The sequence below is a fragment of the Nonomuraea sp. NPDC050643 genome (genome assembly GCF_040654715.1).
In the GTDB taxonomy this organism is placed as follows: domain Bacteria; phylum Actinomycetota; class Actinomycetes; order Streptosporangiales; family Streptosporangiaceae; genus Nonomuraea.
In genome coordinates this window covers 19,444-36,113 of sequence record NZ_JBFAIM010000081.1, presented here as the reverse complement: position 1 = coordinate 36,113, position 16,670 = coordinate 19,444, and the positions used below count along the sequence as shown (strand labels likewise).

Here is a 16,670-nt window from a genome sequence, read left to right as displayed (position 1 = left end):
CTACAGCAGGTCCTGGGCCTCGTCGAGCTTGCAGGTGGCGCCCTGCGCGTACGCGGCCGCGAACGCCTCCTCCCCGAGCGCCTCGCGCGTCCGTGTGGTGGCCCGCTCGATGTCCTGCAGCTCCGACGGCCCGGCGGGCAACCGGTTGTGCCGCCTGGCCGCGTCCGCCAGCCCCAGCAGCCTGGCCGACCGGTCGGTCGGGCCCGCGGCGGCGGCCGCGCCCTCCACGGCGCCGATCGCCGTCCTGGAGTCGCCGATCCTCAGCCCGGCGGCCAGCGCCTCGGTGTGCAGCTCCATGGCCGTGGCCAGGTCGCCGCGCAGCTCCAGCAGGAAGCCCAGCTCGATCAGGGTGTCCGGCAGGTGCAGGGCCGGCTCGTCGCCGGGGTCCCGGGACAACCCGTCGAGCAGGTGACGCAGGTGCGGCTCGGCCACTTCGAGCCGTCCCGACCGGCGCGCGGCGTAGGCCAGGCCCATCTCGGCCATGGTCGAGCCCTTCAGGTAGCCCTGTGCCGTGGCCAGCTTCAGCGCCCGGTCGCACAGTTCGATGGCGCGGTCGTACTCACGGCTGTGCAGGGCCACCCAGCCGAGCCAGGCGATGTGCGTGGCGACCTCGGGCCACAGGCCCAGGTCCTCGGCCATCCGCAGCCCTTCGCCGAACAGCCGGTTGGCCCGCTCGGCGTCGTTGGACATCTCCGCCAGCGACGCCAGCCACTCGGTGGCCCGCAGCAGCCCCCACCGGTCGCCCAGCTCGGTGAACAGCCGGGCGCTCTCTCCGGCGATCCGTTCGAGCGCCTCGGCGTCCCGCAGGGTGAAGGCGTCCATGGCCTGCCTGCTGAGCGCGGTGGCGATGCCCCACCGGTCGCCGACCTCCCTGAACGTGTCCAGCGCCCGCTCCGTCAGCTCCTGCCCGGTCGGCATGTCCTGGACGTGCAGCCCGATGAACAGCTCGGCCCTGGCGCGCGCCCCCGGGTCCCGGATGGCCGCCAGCACGGGCTCCCACTCGACCTGCTCGCCGATCATGAGCGCGAACCCGGCCCGCCACCCCGCCGCCCTGGCCCTCGCCTCCGCGTCACCCTCCCCCGCCGGCTCCGGCACGGCCGGCTCCCCGTCCGCCTCCGGTACCGGCTTCCCGTCCGGCTCCGGTACGGCCAGTGCCGCCGCGAGTGCCCGGCTGCCCTCGGCCAGCCTGCCGCGCAGGAACCAGTACCAGGCCAGCGCGTTCACCAGCCGCGCCGCGACGCCCGCGTCCTTGGCCGCCACCGCCGTGTCGAGCGCCGCCCGCATGTTGGCGGCCTCCGCGTCCAGGCGCAGCAGCCAGTCCCGCTGCTCGTGCCCGTACAGCTCCGGCTCCGCCTGTACGGCCAGGGCCAGGTAGTGGCGCAGGTGGGCGCGGCGTACCCGGTCGAGCTCACCGGCGTCGGCCATCCTGGCCCGGCAGTACTCCGACACCGACTCCAGCAGCCGATACCTGACCCCCGCGGGCCCGTCCACGACGACCACGAGCGACCGATCGACCAGCCGGGCCAGCAGATCGAGCACATCAAGCCCCACCCCCGTGCCCGCGGCGGAGTTGCGCGTGTCGGCCGGGGCCGGTTCGTCGGCCATCGCGCAGACGGACTCGGCGGCCTCCAGGGTGCAGCCGTCGGCGTGGGCGGCCAGGCGGCGCAACACCACGCGTTCCTCGTCGGGCAGCAGGTCCCAGCTCCAGTCGATCACCGCCATGAGCGTCTGCTGGCGGGCCGGGGCGCCGCGCTGCCCGGAGGCCAGCAACCGGAACCGGTCGTCCAGCCGGGCCACCACCCCCTTCACACCGAGCGCCCGCACCCGGGTCGCGGCCAGCTCCAGCGCCAGCGGGATGCCGTCGAGCCGCCGGCAGAGCTGCGCGACGGCCTGCGCGTTGCCCGCGTCCAGCGCGAACCCGCGAGCGGAGGCCGCCGCCCTGGTCACGAACAGCCTGACCGCGTCGGAGCGCGCCATGGCGGCCAGGTCGGCGCTGGTGGGCACGTCGAGCGGCGGCACACTCCACAGCACCTCGCCGTCCACGGCCAGCGGCTCCCGGCTCGTCGCCAGGATCCGCAGGTCGGGGCAGGAGCGCAGCAGCATCTCGGCCAGCTCGGCGACCTGCTCGACCACGTGCTCGCAGTTGTCCAGCACGAGCAGCGTCCGCCTGGGCCGCAGCACGGCAGCGAGCCGCCCGGCCAGCGCCGCCTCGGCAACGCCTCCGGCCCGCGCGACGGCCGCATGAGCGACGCCACGCGCCCGCCCCGCGTCCCCCGCCTGCCCGAACGTATCCGCCCGCCCGGACACACCCGCCTGTTCTGACGCGACCGCCCCGCTGTCGGGAGCCATCGGGGAGGTGTCCTCCCTGATGTCCAGGGCCGCCATGACGGCCTCGGCCGGGGAGCGGGACGCCTGGTCCAGCGCGACCAGCCAGGCACCGTCCGCGAACCCGTCCACCAGCCGGTTCGCCGCCTCCAGCGCCAGCCGGGTCTTCCCGACGCCGCCGCTGCCGGTGAGCGTGACCAGCCGCTCCTCCCGCACCAGCCCGCACACCTCGGCCAGCGCCTCGTCCCGGCCGATCAGCTTGCTGAGGGAGGCCGGCAGGTTGGTCACGGGCCGTTCGGCGGGGACGCTGAGCGCCGGGTCCTGCCCCAGGATCGCCTGGTGGAGCGCGGCCAGCTCGGGCCCGGGATCGAGGCCGAGCTCCTCGGCCAGCCTCTCGCGCAGTTCGGCGAACCCGGCCAGCGCCTCGCTCTGCCGCCCCGCCCGGTACAGCGCCCGCATGTGCACGGCCCGCAGCCGTTCCCTGAGCGGATGGCGGGCCACCAGATCGCCCAGCTCGCCCACGAGCAGCCCGTGCTCGCCCAGCTCCAGCCGGGCCTCCGCGTGCTGTTCGAGCGCCGACAGCCGCTGCTCCTCCAGGCGGACGATGGCCGACCTCGTGTACTCCTCGTCGGCGAAGTCCGCGTACGCCGGCCCGCGCCACAGCGCCAGCGCGTCGGCCAGCAGCCCGGCCTTGGTCCTGGGGCTGTCGGCGGCCTCGGCCCTGGACAGCAGGCCGGCGAAGCGCACGGCGTCCACGGCTCCGTCGTCGGAGCGCAGCAGGTAGCCGGGGGCGCGCGAGACGACGAGGTTCTTGCCGCCCGATTCGGCGTCCTCGAACGCCTTGCGGAGCTGGGAGACGCGGACCTGGAGCGCGCCGGCCGCGTTGTTCGGCGGCTCCGCGCCCCACAGGTCGTCGACCAGCCGGTCCACGGACACCGGATGCCCCTCGTGGACGAGCAGATCCACGAGCAACGCCCGGACCTTGAGGCCCGGGATCGTGACAGCGTCCCCGGCGTCCGTCCAGACGGCCAGCGGTCCCAGCACCCCAAATCGCATGTCCGTCACCTTATGCGCGACCGGAAGGCCGCGAAAAGCACATCCAAGCCCCACCAAAGCCCCCCAAAGGGGTACGGCAGCGCCGCCACCACACGACACGCCCGACCTCACCCACACAACCCACACCGCCGGCACCCGCCCCGGCCGCCCTCACCCGCAACCCCGCGCCCGATCAGGCCATCGTCAGGTATGCGGTTTCCGCGACGCCTCCGCCGGGCGTGCCCGGTCTGGTCGTGTTCCTGCGGGCTCAGGTGGAGGGCGGGGCCTTTCTGGACGAGCCGCGGTAGAGGTCGGCGTCGTAGCGGCGGTCGTTGTCGTCGAGCTTGGCCCTGGCCGCCTCCACCAGGTCGACGCCCAGGACGTCGGCGAGCCGTACCAGGTAGAGGGTGACGTCGCCCAGTTCGGTGCGCATCCTGGCGAGCGTGTCCGGGTCGGGGCTCGCGGACTCCTCGGCCGTGAGCCACTGGAACTCCGCCACCAGCTCCCCGACCTCACCGGCCAGCGCCATCGCCAAATTCTTCGGCGTATGGAAACGCTCCCACTCCCTGACCCGCGCGAACTCGCGCAGCCGCTCGGCAAGGCACTCCAACTCCGTCGTCACGTCACAGGACCCTATCGACTCGCGCCTGTATGTTGCTGAAGGTGAATGGGGTTGAATTGTTCCTGCTGGGCCGGGCGCTGATGAAGATCGGCGAGGACGCGATGCCGACCGAGGGCATCGGTGAGCATTCCACGAGCCTGCGCACCGTCCTGATCGTCGTGAGCGACCTGCGCGGCCACCCCGACACCACCGTGGGCGAGATCGCCACCCGCACCGGCCTGCCGCAGAGCGCCGTGTCCGCCTCCATCGCGCGCCTGCGCACCGCGGGCGCGGTGACGACCGAGACCGATCCCAGAGACCGGCGGCGCACGATCATCCGGGAGGCGCCCGAGGTGTCGGAGCGGGTGACGCGGGTCCGGGACACCCCGATCGACGAGGCCCTGGCCACCGCCCTGGGCACGGACGACCGCCAGCGCGTACGCGAGACCGTGGCGGCCCTGGAGGACCTGGCGGAACGGCTGATGCCCGGCCTGCGCCAATAATCCATCAAGCTTGATGCATCAGATTTGATGAAATAGGGTGCACGCATGACCTCTTTGCGTGTGCCCGGCGCCGTCCTGCACTACGAGACGCGCGGCACCGGACCGTTCCTGCTGATCTCCCAGAGCGGCGACACCGCCAGGAGCTGGCCGGGCTCCGCGCCCTCTACCTCGAGGCCGGCCTGCCCGCCGCGTTCGAGGAGATCCCCCGGCTCCTCGGCATCACCGCGGCGGCCGAGCCCGGCGTGACCCCGCAGCCCATGACGCCGCGGCGGCAGGCCAACTTCGACTTCTTCCTCCGGCACGACTTCCCCGCCGTCATCGAGGACGGTGAGCTGGAGCTGCCAGGCTGCCGGACCCCGATCATCCCCGCGTACGGCCGGGCCACGCCGCGTACGGTCTTCGACCACCGCTGCGCGATCGAGCTGGGCAGGCTCGTGGGGCGCGAGCCGGTGGCCTTTCCCGGCGGGCACAACGGCAACACCAGCCACCCGCGCGCCTACGCCGCCTGCCTGCGCGCGCTCCTCGCCGCCCAGCCCGCTACTGAGTGGCCTTCCTCAGCAGGGCGCGCAGACGCTCGACCGGTTCGGCCGGGCCGCTGAAGGTCAGCGCCGCACCGTCGCCCACGTCGATCGCCACCGCGCGGCCGTCGGAGCCGGTCAGGTCGGTGCCGAGCTCCTCCGGCCACTTCTCGGCCACGTGGGCGAGGAAGACCACCAGGACCTCGTCGATGCCGTCCGCGGCCAGGTCGCCGGGGATCGGCTCGATCGGCGCGCCCGCCGCCTGCTCGGCGTCCACCCGGTGCACGACCGCCTCCAGCGCCGCAGGGTCGGCCGGCTCGGGCGCCGGCGGCCACGGGTCGGGCCACGCGTTACGGCGCGTCGCGGGTGGCGGTCTCCCGCAGCCGCGCGCAGTCGCGGTCGAGCAGCTCCAGACACCTGTGGAAGTCCATCCTTTATTCAAACATGTGATCGAGTGCGCTCACACCGTGTACGCTTCCGCGCGTGTCCGATTTATCGGTCCCCGGCTACGAGATCAAGGGCGTGCTCGGCCAGGGCGGCTTCGGTGTGGTGTACCTCGCCCTGCAGTCGGCGGTCGGGCGCGAGGTCGCGCTCAAGATCGACAACCGGGTGCTGCTGTCCGACCGCGACAGGCGGCGGTTCCTGCGCGAGGTCACGGCGGCCGGCGCGCTGTCCGCGCATCCGCACGTGGTGCCCGTCTACGACGCGGGACTGCTGCCGGACGGGCGGCCGTACATGGTGCTCGAGCTGTGCCCGGGCGGCTCGCTGGCCGGACGGGTCCTGTCCCCGGCCGAGGCCCGCGACGTCGGGGTGCGCATCGCCGACGCGCTCGCCGCCGCCCACGGGCAGGGGGTGCTGCACCGCGACGTCAAGCCGGGCAACATCCTGCTCAACCGGTACGGCCAGGTGGCGCTGTCCGACTTCGGGCTGGCGACCATGCCGGCCTCCGGCCCCGAGACCTCGGTCACCCGCGAGTCGCTGACCCCCTCCTACGCGCCGCCCGAGGTGTTCGAACTGGCCGAGCCCTCCCCGGCCGGCGACGTGTACGCGCTCGCGGCCAGCGTCTACGCGCTGCTGTCGGGCCGTCCGCCCCGGTTCCCGGAGAGTGGCGTACCAAATGTGGCGATGATCCTCGCCCTCCACCGGCTCCCCGTACCCGACATTCCCGGCGTACCACTGGAGCTGTCCGCCGTGCTGCGGCAGGCGCTGGCCAGCGACCCCCGCCAACGCACCCCCAGCGCGGCGGCCTTGCGGGACGCCCTCGCCGCCGTCCCCCTCGCTCCGCGCTCCCCCACGTCAGGACGCCACGCGGCCCCCGTCGTCCCGTACTCCCCCAACGCCCCGTCCCTGTCCGCCGGCCCGCGGACCTCTCCGCCGCCCGGCGCCCAGCCGGACACCAGGCCGCCCGCGCCGCACGGGATCAACAAGACCCTCATCGCGATCATCGCCGCCCTGTCCCTGGTGATCGTGTCAGGGGCCGGGTTGATCATCTATCGGCAGATCGTCCAGGGGCCGGAGACCACGCAGGCCGGGCCGCCCGGGACGACCAGGACGGCGCAGTCCGAGAAGGCGTCGGTGTTCGCGGGGCTGGAGACGTACACGGAGGACTGTCCGGCCGCGAAGGTGCGCGACGGCGGAGCCGCGTGCGTGCGCGAGTCGGAGTGCTGGGGCGGGCTGGTCATCACGGCGGGCGACACCAAGGCCAGACGGCTGGGCTGCGAGGAGACGCACTCGTGGGAGACGTTCGCGGTCGCGCCGATGCCCGACGACGTCGAGACGTACGTGCAGCAGGACATCGCCAAGCATCCGACGGTGAAGCGGGTGTGCAGCCGTACGGTGCTGCTGGCCAGCAGGGTCGGCACGGCCAGATCCATCGCGGCCGGCCGGTGGGCGGCCGACGTGATGCCGCCGTCGCAGGCCCAGTTCGAGGACGGGGTGCGTTTCTACCGCTGCATCGCCAACCTGACCGGACAGGAGCCCCGCCGCTCCTTCTTCCGCTGAGCGCTCCTGCCGGCACTCGGTCTTTCGGCCGAGGTGGCGGGGCCGGGCCGGCCTCTATCGTGCAGGTCCGTGAGAGGTGTGTCGGCGTGGGTTCTCGTGGTGGCCGTGGCGAGCGCCGGGCTGAGCGTCGGCTCGCCCTGGTGGGCCGTGGTGACCATGGCGGCCTCGTTCGTGGCGGGGCTGCTGCCCGGACGGGCGCGGGTGGCGGCGTTCGCACTGGTGGCGACGGTGGCGGCCGGGGTCGTGGCCGTCTCCGTGGGGCCGGCCTGGGTGGCTCTGGGCGACCGCTTCGTGGCGGTGGTGGTCGGGGCGGCCATGGTGCCGTGGTTCGGGGGGCGGTTCTGGCGGCAGTACCGCGAGCTCGTACGGGCCGGGTGGGAGCGGGCCGAGCAGTTGGAACGGGAGCAGCGGCTGGTGGCCGAGCGGGCGCGCCTGCGGGAGCGGAACCGGATCGCCCAGGACATGCACGATGAGCTGGGCCACGACCTCAGCCTGATCGCGCTGGCGGCGGGCTCGCTCAAGCTGGCCCCCGACCTGCCGGAGACGCATCGGGCGAGCGCCCGGGACCTCCGGGCGCGAGCGGGGAACGCGGTGGACCGGCTCGGCGAGATCGTCGGTCTCCTCCGCGAACCCGGCTCCGCACCGGACCCGGCCGGGGCGGCGGCCGGCTCGTCGTCCGGCCAGGTCGAAGGGCTGGTACGGGCCGCGGCGGCGGCCGGCCTCCCGGTCACCCTGCGGGTGGAAGGCGCCCCTGGCGAGATGTCGGCGGCGGCCGATCGGGCGATATATCGGGTGGTGCAGGAAGGGCTGACCAACGCCGTCAAGCACGCCCCCGGAGCCCCCGTGACCGTCCGCGTCCGTCACACGCGGGCGGAGACGCAGGTCCGGGTCGAGAACGCCCTCGAACGCGGTGCCCGTCCCGGCCTCGGGAACGGCGGTCGTCATGGCCTCACCGGCCTGGACGAGCGCGTACGGCTGGCAGGCGGCATCCTCAGCCACGGTCCGTCCGAGGACGGCGGCTTCGCCGTCGAAGCGCACCTCCCCCACACCCCGGCTTCGCCCGGCACGTCCCCGCCCGGCGTGGGCGACGAGCGGCGGCGGGTCCGGCGCGACGTCGGCCGGACCCTCGCCATCGCCCTCATGCTCCCCCTGCTGACGGCCGTACTGACCGGCGGCGTCCTCCGGACGTGGGAGCTGCTGGCGACCCGGCAGTCCGTGCTGGCCACCGAGGGCTACGCCGCCCTGCGCCCCGGCCTGCCCCGCGCGGAGCTGTCGCTGCCACCACGGCAGGCCGCCCGGCGGCCGGCCACCGCTCACCCCGGATGCGAGTACTACGCGATGACCTCCGACCCCCTCCACGACCGCTACGGCGACACCTACCGCCTGTGCTTCGACGCGGGCCGCCTGGTGTCGGCGGACGCGCTGGTCGCCAGGTGATCCGGGTGCTGGTGGCCGACGACGAGCCCATGGTCAGGGCGGGTGTGCGGGCGATCCTGTCCACCGACCCCGCCATCGACGTCGTCGCCGAGGCCGCCTGCGGAGACGAGGCCGTGGACCTGGCGCGTACCCATCGCCCGCACGTCGCCGTCCTGGACATCCGCATGCCCGCCCGCGACGGCATCGAGGCGGCGGCCGAGATCCGCAGGACGGTCCCGGGCACGGCGGTCGTGATGCTGACGACGTTCGGGGCGGACGACTACATCCTGCGCGCGCTCAGCCTGGGCGCCATGGGGTTCCTGGTCAAGTCGGGGGAGCCGGAGGAGTTGATCGCGGGTGTCCGGGCGGTGGCGGACGGGGCGGCGTACCTGTCGCCGAAGGTCGCGGCCCGGGTCGTCGCGCACCTCGCCGCGGGCGCCGGGAGCCTGGCCGGGCGCCGGGCCGCCGCGCGCGGACGGGTGGACACGCTGACCGCCAGGGAACGCGAGGTGCTGGCCCATCTCGCCGCCGGGCTCTCCAACCGGCGGATCGGACGCCGTCTCCAGATGGCCGAGGGCACGGTCAAAGCGCACGTCAGCTCGATCCTGACCCGGCTGGGCGTGGACAACCGGGCGGCCGCGGCGGTGGTCGCCCACGAAGCGGCCCTCGCCCCCGGGCACCCGTCACCCCGACCGCCCACCCACCGGCCGGGACCCGAGCACCCGTCACCCCGACCGCCCGGCCACCGGCCGGGACCCGAGCACCCGTGACCCCAGCCGCCCGGCCACCGGCGCGAACACCAGCAGCACCGCCACCACGACGCAGCCGCCGAGCACCGCACCCGCCACCACGTCATGCGGATAGTGCACCCCGGCCAGCACCCGCAGCAGCCCCGCCGCCACGGCCAGCGGCACCGTCAGCGGGGCCAGCCGAGGCCGCAGCACGGCGACCCCGAACCCGAGCCCGGCGGCGAGCGTGGCGTGATTGCTGGGAAACGCCCAGTCCCCCACCGGCGGGCAGTCCGCCATCGCCACGATCACCCGGCACGGCCGCTCTTCGTCCACCACCAGCTTCAACGCCTCGCTGAGGGCGTACGCGGCCACGGTCCCCGCCCCGATCAGGACCCCCGCCGCCACCCCGAACCCGTCGCGTCTCCGCACGGCGCCGAGCCACACCCAGGCCGGCACCACCCCGAGCACCACCAAAGCTCCGTCGGACGCCGGATCCATCCCCGTGACCGCCCCCGCCACCCACCGGTACACCTCGGCCGAGACCCCGCCGACGACCCGCACCGGACCCGCCTCCCCCAGCCCGCCGGGTGACAGCCACCCCACGACGGCCGCCCCGGCGCCGAGGAGGGCGGAGGCGATGAGCAGCCGCAGACGGAGGTTGTTCCAGAAGTCGGTTCGCATGGGGAGGAACCGTAGGAACGACCGCCCCTCGCCCACCCCGGCCGAACGTCAGGTCCCGGCCTAAGCGAACGTCGGGGTTGACACGCGGCAACGCCGTCCGGCCCGCCGTCGAGGCAGGCCGGACGGCGTTGCCGCAGGCGGTCCGGGCCCATCAGGCGGCGAACAGCGCGACCAGGATCAGGATCGAACCGCCCATCACCACGGCGTGCCTGACGTTCTGCAGGCCCGGCATCACCCAGCTCGGAAAGCCCTGCCCGGCCGCCGCGAGGAAGGCCCGGACGTCGATGGTCCGCAGGACCGGGTCACCCTTGCGCTCGAAGGCCCGCTCCACGGACCTGGCGGCGGTGAGCTGGCTGTGCAGGATGAGGAGGTTGCCGGCCAGGACGAGCGGCTGGAGGATCCAGGACAGGGCCGGCCCCCAGTCGCCGCCGGTCAGGTTGAGCACGGCCAGCACCGTCATGACGAGCGCGACGGAGGCGGGAACGGCCGTCTCGTGCCCTCCGGCGTCGAATCGGATCTTGTTCTCTTCCATGATCGTGGTGGGGACGCCCTGACGCCGCAGTTCCGCCTCGGCGCACGCCTGCGCGGCGGCGCCGTAGCGGTGGCGGACCAGGGGGATGCTGATGAAGGCGAGGGCGATGAGCAACTGCAGGACGGCGGCGAACGTGAGCATGGCAGGGGTCTCCTCGTCAGGGGGTTCCGACGGGTTCCGGAGGCCGTTGGCCTGGCGCGGAACCCCGCCGTTCTTCCGATGGACGAGACGATGCCCGCATGCGCTGACACGGCGCTTGGACGGCGCTGTCACGGCGCCGTCGCGGGTGTCAGGGAGTCGCGGGGGTCAGGAAGAGTGCTCTTACGGTCTCGACGGCATCGGGTCTTCCGCTTACGTGGAGGCGTCCCGAGGAGATCTCACGGAGTGACGCGGCTGGGCCGCGGCCTATCGCGGTGAGCGTCGCGGCATCGGCGAAGGTCAGGACGACGTCGGGATCGTCCGCGGGGCCGGGGAAGGTGTGGAGGGCGCCTTCGGCGACACGGGCGTGCAACGCGTCCGCGCCGACGCGAAACTCGACGGTGAGTGAGACGTCGCGTGCCCGCTCCGGCTGGAACAGCGCCTGCAGGGACAGCGTCAGCCAGTGGGGCTGGAAGATCTCGTCGCCCTGCTCGCCGAGAAGGCGCATGCCCCAGCGGGCGAGCTCGGTCATCGCCGGCTGGAGGTCCCGGCCGAGTGGCGTGAGCTCGTACACCTTCGAGGCGGCGGGCGCGGGCAGCGTCCGCCGGCTGACTACCCCGGCGTCCTCCAGGGTCTTCAGCCTGGTGGCGAGCATGTCGGTGGAGATGCCGACGAGGCCGCCGAGCAGGTCGACGTAGCGTTTCGGGCCGCTGAGCAACTCTCGGACGACCAGCAGCGACCAGCGTTCGCCGACCACGTCGAGTGTTCGGGCCACCGCGCAGTAATGACCGTAGGAACGTGACGCCATGAGCGCACCCTACCGGAGGTCGTGGCGCATCCAAGCACATACTTGGAAATTCAGACCAGTAGCTTGACTTTTCCAAGTAGACGTTCGAAGGTGTGCCTGCGGCAGGACCGCATGATCGGGACCTGCTCCACCACAGAGCCGGAGGACCAATGACCATCCTCGACACCGCCCCCACCACCTCACTCGCGGTCGAGCACTTATGCGACTTCACCATCGGGTTCCAGACGATGCAGACCTTCGCCACCCCGCTCGGCACCCGCATGGTGGCGGTCATCGACCACGGCACCGTCGAGGGCCCGCGGCTGCGCGGCGAGTTCCTGCCCGGCGGCGGAGACTGGATCACCGTCGGCTCCGACCGCGTCGCCCGCCTCGACGTCCGCGCGACGATCCGCACCCATGACGACGAACTGGTGTACCTCACCACCACCGGCCGGGCCCTGCTCTCCGACGCGGCGATCGACCGGCTGTTCGCCGGCGAGACCATCGACTGGCAGAAGCTGTACGCACGCACCGCGCCGCTGTTCGAGACCGGCGCGGAGAACTACTCCTGGCTGAACTCGACCGTGGCCATCGGCCTCAACGAACTGTCCCTCAAGCACGTCCTCTACCGCGTCTACAGCATCCGGTGAAAGGAAGGCCCCCATGTCCGCATCGCTCGACGTCGAGAAACTCTTCGACGCCTACGCCTCGACGTTCGCCACCCGCGACGCCCACGCGATCGTCGCGCTGCACTCACCCCAGACGAAGTTCTGGCTGCGCAACGGTGAGCAGCCGGTCCACGGCCGGCCCGCGGTCCGCGAGACCTTCGCCGCCATGTTCGAGCAGTGGCCGGAGATGGGATTCGAGGTCCACCGGCTGATCACCGGCGATCGCCACTGGGTCCTGGACTGGGCTCTCACCGCCGTTCTCACCACGCCGGACGGCGCCCGGCACCCGGTCAGCTTCGACTGCCTCGACGTCGTCATCCTCGACCAGAACGGGCTCGTCGAACGCAAGGACACCTTCATCGACCTCCCCCAGGCGCAGGCCGCCCTGACCGCCGTCACGTCCCGGCCTGCCCAGCAGCACGCATGACGACCGGAGCCGGCGCGTTCCCGCCGGCTCCGCCCGCCCTTCGGGCGGCTGTCGGCGTCTACTCCGCGTGGCGGGCGGTGCTCTCTCTGACGATGAGCTCCGTGGCCAGTTCCACCCTCTTCGTCTCCGGGACCTCGCCGTGCCCCATCGCCAGCACCGTACGGGTCGCGAGCGCCGCCATCTCCTGCAGCGGCTGGCGGACCGTGGTGAGCGGGGGCCAGGCCGACTTCGCCAGGGGCAGGTCGTCGAAGCCCACGACCGACAGGTCCTCTGGCACCCGCAGCCCCCGCTGCCGGGCCGCCTCGAACACGCCGAACGCCATCAGGTCGCTGCCGGCGAAGATCGCGGTGGGCGGTTCGGGCAGGGACAGCAGGGCGTGACCCTGGTCGTGGCCCGAGTCCACCAGGAAGGTGCCGCGCCTGATCAGGTCGGGCACCACCGGCACGCCCGCCGTCTCCAGCGCCGCCCGGTATCCGTCGATCCTGGCCTGGCTGCACAGCATGTCCGCGGGACCGCTGATCATGCCGATGCGCCGGTGGCCGAGCTCCAGGAGGTGACGGGTCGCGGCCAGGCCGCCGTTCCAGTTGGTGGCGCCGACCGAGACGACGCCCGGCGCGGGCTCGCCCTCCGGGTCGACCACCGCGAACGGCAGGGAGCGCGCGCTGAGCTGGGCCTGGATGCCGATGGACAGCTGGGAGGCCACGATCACCACGCCGTCCGTCCGCCTGGCCGCCAGGCGCTCCAGCCAGTCGCGGCCGGGGCCCGCGTGCGTGTGCAGGACCGAGATGACGACGCTGGCCCCGGCGTCGTGGGCCGCGCTCTCCGCGCCGCGCACGATCTCCATGGCCCAGGGTGACTCGATCTCCGCGAAGACCAGGTCGACCAGGCCGGCGGGGGTGTCGTCCTGGCTGATGCGCCGTTGGTAGCCGTGCTCCTGCAGCAGCCGTTCCACCCGATGGCGGGTGGCCGGAGCGACCTCCGGGCGCCCGTTGATGACCTTCGAGACCGTCGGTATGGAGACCCCGGCCTCCTCCGCGATCAGTGCGATCGTCACCCGCCTCTTCGCTGACACAAATCGGGAGTGTATCCGAAAGTTTCGGTTTGGGATCGCTCCCATCCGAGGTGTTGACGCTTTACCTGGCGTTTACTTACGATCCAGGCAACGAAATTATCGGGGGGTTCACGAAAGTTTCGCCGACTTGAGGAAGGGACCCCTATGAAACGCTGTCTCGTGTTAGTCGCGGCCGCGGTGCTCGTAGCGGGCTGTAGTGGCGGCGGTGGGGGAACCGCGGCCCCTCAGCCGAGCGGAGGCGGCTCTCCCGCCAAGGTCACGCTCGAGTGGTGGCACCTGTCGACCGCCGAGCCGCTCAAGTCGCTCTGGGCACAGCGCGCCAAGGAGTTCGAGGCCAAGAACCCGAACGTCACCATCAAGGCGACCGTCCTCGAGAACGAGGCGTACAAGGCCAAGCTCACCACGATCACGCAGTCGGGCAACGCGCCCGACGTGTTCGCCAGTTGGGGCGGCGGCGTGCTCAAGCAGCAGATCGACGCTGGGCTGGTCAAGGACATCTCGGGCGATGTCGGCGACGTCCTGCCCACCTTCACGCCCGCGGCGCTGAGTGCGTACCAGTTGGACGGCAAAACGTACGGCCTCCCGACCGACATCGGCCTGGTGGGTTTCTGGTACAACAAGAAACTTTTCGAGAAGGCCGGCATCTCGGAACCCCCCGCGACCTGGTCGGCGTTCCTCGAGAACGTCAAGAAGCTGAAGGCCGCGGGCGTCACCCCGATCGCCCTGGCCGGCAAGGAGAAGTGGCCCGGCCACTACTACTGGGCCTACCTCGCGCTGCGCATCGCCGGCCTCGACGCGCTCAAGCAGGCGGCCACCGACCACGACTTCACCAAGCCGGACTTCGTGGCCGCCGGCCAGCAGGTGAAGGCGCTGGCCGACCTGCAGCCGTTCCAGAAGGGCTTCCTGGGCGCGGCCTACTCCACCCCCGACGGCCAGTCCGCCACCATGAGCAACGGCAAGGCGGCCATGGAGCTGATGGGCCAGTGGGCGCCGAGCGTGCAGACCTCGTCCGGCAAGGGCCTCGGCGAGGACCTCGGATTCTTCCCCTTCCCAGCCGTCGAGGGCGGCAAGGGCCAGGCCGGTGACGCGTTCGGCGGCGGCGGCGGGCTGACCGTGGGCGCGGACGCGCCGAAGGAGGCCGTGGACTTCGTCAAGTTCATGACCGAGATGGGCAACCACTCAAAGGCCGTCGAGTCCGGTGGCGTGCTGCCGGTGCTCAAGGGCGAGGAGAGCGCGGTCAAGGACGCCAACCTCAAGCAGGTGGCGACCCTGCTGGCCGGCGCCAGCGGCTACCAGCTCTACCTCGACCAGGCGTACCCGCCGGCGGTGGGCCAGCAGGTCAACGACAGCGTGGCCGAGCTGATCGCCGGTACGAAGACGCCGGAAGAGGTCGGCGCCGACATCACCGAAGTGGCCAAGAGCGAAGGATGACGACGCTCACGAAAGGGCCGGAGGCGCTCAGGCTTCCGGCCCCCGCCCCTGCCGCCAGGCGTCGCGGGCGCTGGGTGACGATCGCGCTGTTCCTGCTGCCCGCCCTGGTCCTGTTCCTCCTGCTGGTCGTGGCCCCGATGCTGGTGGCCCTGTACTCCAGCGTGTTCAGGTGGAACGGCTTCGGCGGCCTGCCGACCAACTTCATCGGACTGGACAACTTCACCCGGCTGTTCGGCAGCGAGATCTTCGCCCAGGACATGTGGCACCTGCTGGTGCTCGTCACGCTGTCGGTCTGCGTGCAACTGCCGTTCTCGCTGGCCATCGCCATGCTGCTGAACCAGCGGATGCGCGGGCGGGCGCTGTACCGGGTGGTGTTCTTCGCCCCGTACGTGCTGTCCGAGGTCATCACGGGCGTACTGTTCTCGCTGATCCTCGCCCCTGACTCGGGCATGGCCAACCGGCTCCTGTCGGTGGTCGGGATCGAGTCGGAGTGGCTGGCCAACCCCGACACCGTGATGCCCTCGCTCTTCCTCGTCATGACGTGGAAGTACTTCGGCTTCCACATGATGATCTACCTGGCCGGGCGCCAGAACATCCCGAACGAGCTCATCGAGGCCGCCCAGATCGACGGCGCCACCGCCTGGGAGACGTTCCGGCACGTCACGCTGCCGCTGCTCGGCCCCACGATCCGGATCAGCGTCTTCCTGTCCGTGATCTACACGATCCAGCTCTTCGACCTCGTCTGGATCCTGACCGGCGGCGGCCCCTCGCACGCCTCGGAGACGATGGCCGTCACCATGATGGACTGGGGCTTCAAGCGCTCCCAGGTCGGCTACGCCAGCGCGATCAGCGTCGTGATGTTCGCGCTCAGCCTCGTCTTCGCCCTCGTCTACCAGCGTTTCGTGATGCGCCGCGACCTCGAGGGCGCCACCACCACCATGGGAGGCCGCCGATGAACCTCGGCCAGAAGAAGCCGGCCACCCGTCCGCGCCACACCCTGCCCCTGCACGTGATCGCGTGGGTGGTGGGCGCGTTCATGATCATCCCTGTGGTGTACGCGCTGCTCGGCGGCTTCAAGAGCAACAGCGAGCTGTCCGCGAACCCGTTCGGCCTGCCCACGACCTGGGAGACGGCCAACTACACCGACGTGCTGGGCTCGGCCTCGTTCTGGGGGCAGATGTGGAACAGCACGTTCATCGCCGTCGCCACGACCGTGATCACCGTGGCCCTGTCGGCGCTGGCGGGGTTCGTGTTCGCCAGGTTCGCCTTCCGCGGCAGGGAGCTGTTCTTCACCCTGTTCACCGCGGGGCTGATGTTCCCGTTCGCGGTGGCCATCCTGCCCATCTTCGTGCTGCTGCGCGCGCTCGGCCTGCTCGACAGCCCGCTCGGCGTCATCCTCACGCAGGCCGCCTTCGGCCTGCCGCTGACGATCATCATCCTGCGCGGCTTCTTCCGCAGCATCCCGGGCGAGATCGAGGAGGCGGCCACGATCGACGGGTGCAGCGCGTTCGGGTTCTTCTGGCGGATCCTGCTGCCGATGGCCCGGCCCGCCATCGCCACCGTCTCGGTCCTCGCCATCGTCGGGAGCTGGAACAACTTCATGCTCCCGCTGGTGGTCTTCAGCGAGGAGGCGAGCTGGACGCTGCCGCTGGGCATCCAGCAGTTCCAGGGCCAGTACGCCTCCGACACCGCCCGCATCCTGGCCTACCTCATCCTGGCCATGGTGCCCGCGCTCGGTTTCTACGCCATAGCGGAACGTCACCTGGTCGGTGGGCTCACCGCGGGTGCGACGAAGGGGTGACTC

At 72.1% G+C, this 16,670-nt stretch carries 18 protein-coding genes; 11 read left to right on the top strand and 7 right to left on the bottom strand.

All coding sequences use genetic code 11. The features are described from left to right. Both AB0I15_RS57135 and AB0I15_RS57130 read right to left on the bottom strand, forming a co-directional pair. On the bottom strand, positions 1–3,381 hold the full coding sequence (locus AB0I15_RS57135) for a BTAD domain-containing putative transcriptional regulator (protein WP_358116913.1): 3,381 nt from the start codon (positions 3,379–3,381) through the stop codon (positions 1–3). 247 nt (positions 3,382–3,628) lie between these two features. Next, positions 3,629–3,982 carry a nucleotide pyrophosphohydrolase gene (locus AB0I15_RS57130; RefSeq protein WP_358116910.1) on the bottom strand — a complete coding sequence of 118 codons (354 nt, stop codon included), beginning with the start codon at positions 3,980–3,982 and terminating at the stop codon, positions 3,629–3,631. A gap of 41 nt (positions 3,983–4,023) precedes the next feature. Between AB0I15_RS57130 and AB0I15_RS57125 the strand changes: the two genes are divergently transcribed. The 3 genes from AB0I15_RS57125 to AB0I15_RS57115 are packed head-to-tail and all read left to right on the top strand — an operon-like array spanning position 4,024 to position 5,063. Beyond that, complete coding sequence (locus tag AB0I15_RS57125; RefSeq protein WP_358116907.1) at positions 4,024–4,464, top strand: MarR family transcriptional regulator; 441 nt, start codon at positions 4,024–4,026, stop codon at positions 4,462–4,464. A gap of 45 nt (positions 4,465–4,509) precedes the next feature. Beyond that, the gene (locus AB0I15_RS57120) at positions 4,510–4,710 is read left to right on the top strand and encodes a hypothetical protein (protein WP_358116905.1); all 201 of its coding nucleotides are present in this window, start codon (positions 4,510–4,512) and stop codon (positions 4,708–4,710) included. Beyond that, positions 4,707–5,063 carry a hypothetical protein gene (locus tag AB0I15_RS57115; protein WP_358116903.1) on the top strand — a complete coding sequence of 119 codons (357 nt, stop codon included), beginning with the start codon at positions 4,707–4,709 and terminating at the stop codon, positions 5,061–5,063. The genes AB0I15_RS57120 and AB0I15_RS57115 overlap by 4 nt, the downstream gene beginning before the upstream one ends. Here the strand turns inward: AB0I15_RS57115 and AB0I15_RS57110 are convergent. Then, the gene (locus tag AB0I15_RS57110; protein WP_358116901.1) at positions 5,002–5,268 is read right to left on the bottom strand and encodes a hypothetical protein; all 267 of its coding nucleotides are present in this window, start codon (positions 5,266–5,268) and stop codon (positions 5,002–5,004) included. The two genes, AB0I15_RS57115 and AB0I15_RS57110, sit on opposite strands and share 62 nt — an antisense overlap. 197 nt (positions 5,269–5,465) lie before the next feature. On the opposite strand from AB0I15_RS57110, the gene AB0I15_RS57105 reads away from it, so the two are divergent. The 3 genes from AB0I15_RS57105 (at position 5,466) to AB0I15_RS57095 (ending at position 9,169) form a co-directional block, all read left to right on the top strand. Next, positions 5,466–6,983 (top strand): protein kinase, encoded by a 1,518-nt coding sequence (locus AB0I15_RS57105; protein WP_358116898.1) that lies wholly within the window; start codon positions 5,466–5,468, stop codon positions 6,981–6,983. A gap of 69 nt (positions 6,984–7,052) precedes the next feature. Beyond that, positions 7,053–8,420 carry a histidine kinase gene (locus AB0I15_RS57100; protein WP_358116895.1) on the top strand — a complete coding sequence of 456 codons (1,368 nt, stop codon included), beginning with the start codon at positions 7,053–7,055 and terminating at the stop codon, positions 8,418–8,420. Beyond that, on the top strand, positions 8,417–9,169 hold the full coding sequence (locus tag AB0I15_RS57095; RefSeq protein ID WP_358116892.1) for a response regulator transcription factor: 753 nt from the start codon (positions 8,417–8,419) through the stop codon (positions 9,167–9,169). Before AB0I15_RS57100 ends, AB0I15_RS57095 begins: the two co-directional genes overlap by 4 nt. Here AB0I15_RS57095 and AB0I15_RS57090 read toward each other — a convergent pair. The 3 genes from AB0I15_RS57090 to AB0I15_RS57080 all read right to left on the bottom strand — a co-directional run bounded on the left by AB0I15_RS57090 (position 9,125) and on the right by AB0I15_RS57080 (position 11,289). Further along, complete coding sequence (locus AB0I15_RS57090) at positions 9,125–9,811, bottom strand: phosphatase PAP2 family protein (protein WP_358116889.1); 687 nt, start codon at positions 9,809–9,811, stop codon at positions 9,125–9,127. The genes AB0I15_RS57095 and AB0I15_RS57090 overlap by 45 nt on opposite strands. Before the next feature lie 151 nt (positions 9,812–9,962). Continuing rightward, a complete protein-coding gene (locus AB0I15_RS57085) occupies positions 9,963–10,484 on the bottom strand; it encodes a hypothetical protein (protein ID WP_358116887.1) in 522 nt (173 codons plus the stop codon). 148 nt (positions 10,485–10,632) lie between these two features. Further along, the gene (locus AB0I15_RS57080) at positions 10,633–11,289 is read right to left on the bottom strand and encodes a helix-turn-helix domain-containing protein (protein WP_358116884.1); all 657 of its coding nucleotides are present in this window, start codon (positions 11,287–11,289) and stop codon (positions 10,633–10,635) included. Positions 11,290–11,438: 149 nt separating this feature from the next. Here AB0I15_RS57080 and AB0I15_RS57075 point away from each other — a divergent pair, with 149 nt between their 5' ends. Beyond that, positions 11,439–11,918, top strand: a complete 480-nt coding sequence (locus AB0I15_RS57075) for a DUF3237 domain-containing protein (protein ID WP_358116882.1) — start codon at positions 11,439–11,441, stop codon at positions 11,916–11,918. Positions 11,919–11,931: 13 nt separating this feature from the next. Beyond that, on the top strand, positions 11,932–12,363 hold the full coding sequence (locus AB0I15_RS57070) for a nuclear transport factor 2 family protein (RefSeq protein WP_358116880.1): 432 nt from the start codon (positions 11,932–11,934) through the stop codon (positions 12,361–12,363). A gap of 58 nt (positions 12,364–12,421) precedes the next feature. Here AB0I15_RS57070 and AB0I15_RS57065 read toward each other — a convergent pair whose 3' ends face one another. Next, the gene (locus tag AB0I15_RS57065; RefSeq protein ID WP_358116877.1) at positions 12,422–13,435 is read right to left on the bottom strand and encodes a LacI family DNA-binding transcriptional regulator; all 1,014 of its coding nucleotides are present in this window, start codon (positions 13,433–13,435) and stop codon (positions 12,422–12,424) included. 159 nt (positions 13,436–13,594) lie between these two features. Between AB0I15_RS57065 and AB0I15_RS57060 the strand changes: the two genes are divergently transcribed. Genes AB0I15_RS57060 through AB0I15_RS57050 form a run of 3 tightly spaced genes read left to right on the top strand, consistent with a single transcriptional unit; the run spans position 13,595 to position 16,667 of the window. Continuing rightward, on the top strand, positions 13,595–14,866 hold the full coding sequence (locus AB0I15_RS57060; RefSeq protein WP_358116875.1) for an extracellular solute-binding protein: 1,272 nt from the start codon (positions 13,595–13,597) through the stop codon (positions 14,864–14,866). After that, positions 14,863–15,822 carry a sugar ABC transporter permease gene (locus AB0I15_RS57055; RefSeq protein WP_358116872.1) on the top strand — a complete coding sequence of 320 codons (960 nt, stop codon included), beginning with the start codon at positions 14,863–14,865 and terminating at the stop codon, positions 15,820–15,822. The genes AB0I15_RS57060 and AB0I15_RS57055 overlap by 4 nt, the downstream gene beginning before the upstream one ends. Continuing rightward, positions 15,819–16,667 (top strand): carbohydrate ABC transporter permease, encoded by an 849-nt coding sequence (locus AB0I15_RS57050; protein WP_358116870.1) that lies wholly within the window; start codon positions 15,819–15,821, stop codon positions 16,665–16,667. Before AB0I15_RS57055 ends, AB0I15_RS57050 begins: the two co-directional genes overlap by 4 nt. Positions 16,668–16,670: the final 3 nt, after the last annotated feature.

Coding starts and splice junctions, on each gene's coding strand:
- AB0I15_RS57070 (WP_358116880.1), top strand. CDS start 11,932: ATGTCCGCATCGCTCGACGTCGAGAAACTCTTCGACGCCTACGCCTCG.
- AB0I15_RS57120 (WP_358116905.1), top strand. CDS start 4,510: ATGACCTCTTTGCGTGTGCCCGGCGCCGTCCTGCACTACGAGACGCGC.
- AB0I15_RS57080 (WP_358116884.1), bottom strand. CDS start 11,289: ATGGCGTCACGTTCCTACGGTCATTACTGCGCGGTGGCCCGAACACTC.
- AB0I15_RS57050 (WP_358116870.1), top strand. CDS start 15,819: ATGAACCTCGGCCAGAAGAAGCCGGCCACCCGTCCGCGCCACACCCTG.
- AB0I15_RS57075 (WP_358116882.1), top strand. CDS start 11,439: ATGACCATCCTCGACACCGCCCCCACCACCTCACTCGCGGTCGAGCAC.
- AB0I15_RS57090 (WP_358116889.1), bottom strand. CDS start 9,811: ATGCGAACCGACTTCTGGAACAACCTCCGTCTGCGGCTGCTCATCGCC.
- AB0I15_RS57055 (WP_358116872.1), top strand. CDS start 14,863: ATGACGACGCTCACGAAAGGGCCGGAGGCGCTCAGGCTTCCGGCCCCC.
- AB0I15_RS57085 (WP_358116887.1), bottom strand. CDS start 10,484: ATGCTCACGTTCGCCGCCGTCCTGCAGTTGCTCATCGCCCTCGCCTTC.
- AB0I15_RS57135 (WP_358116913.1), bottom strand. CDS start 3,381: ATGCGATTTGGGGTGCTGGGACCGCTGGCCGTCTGGACGGACGCCGGG.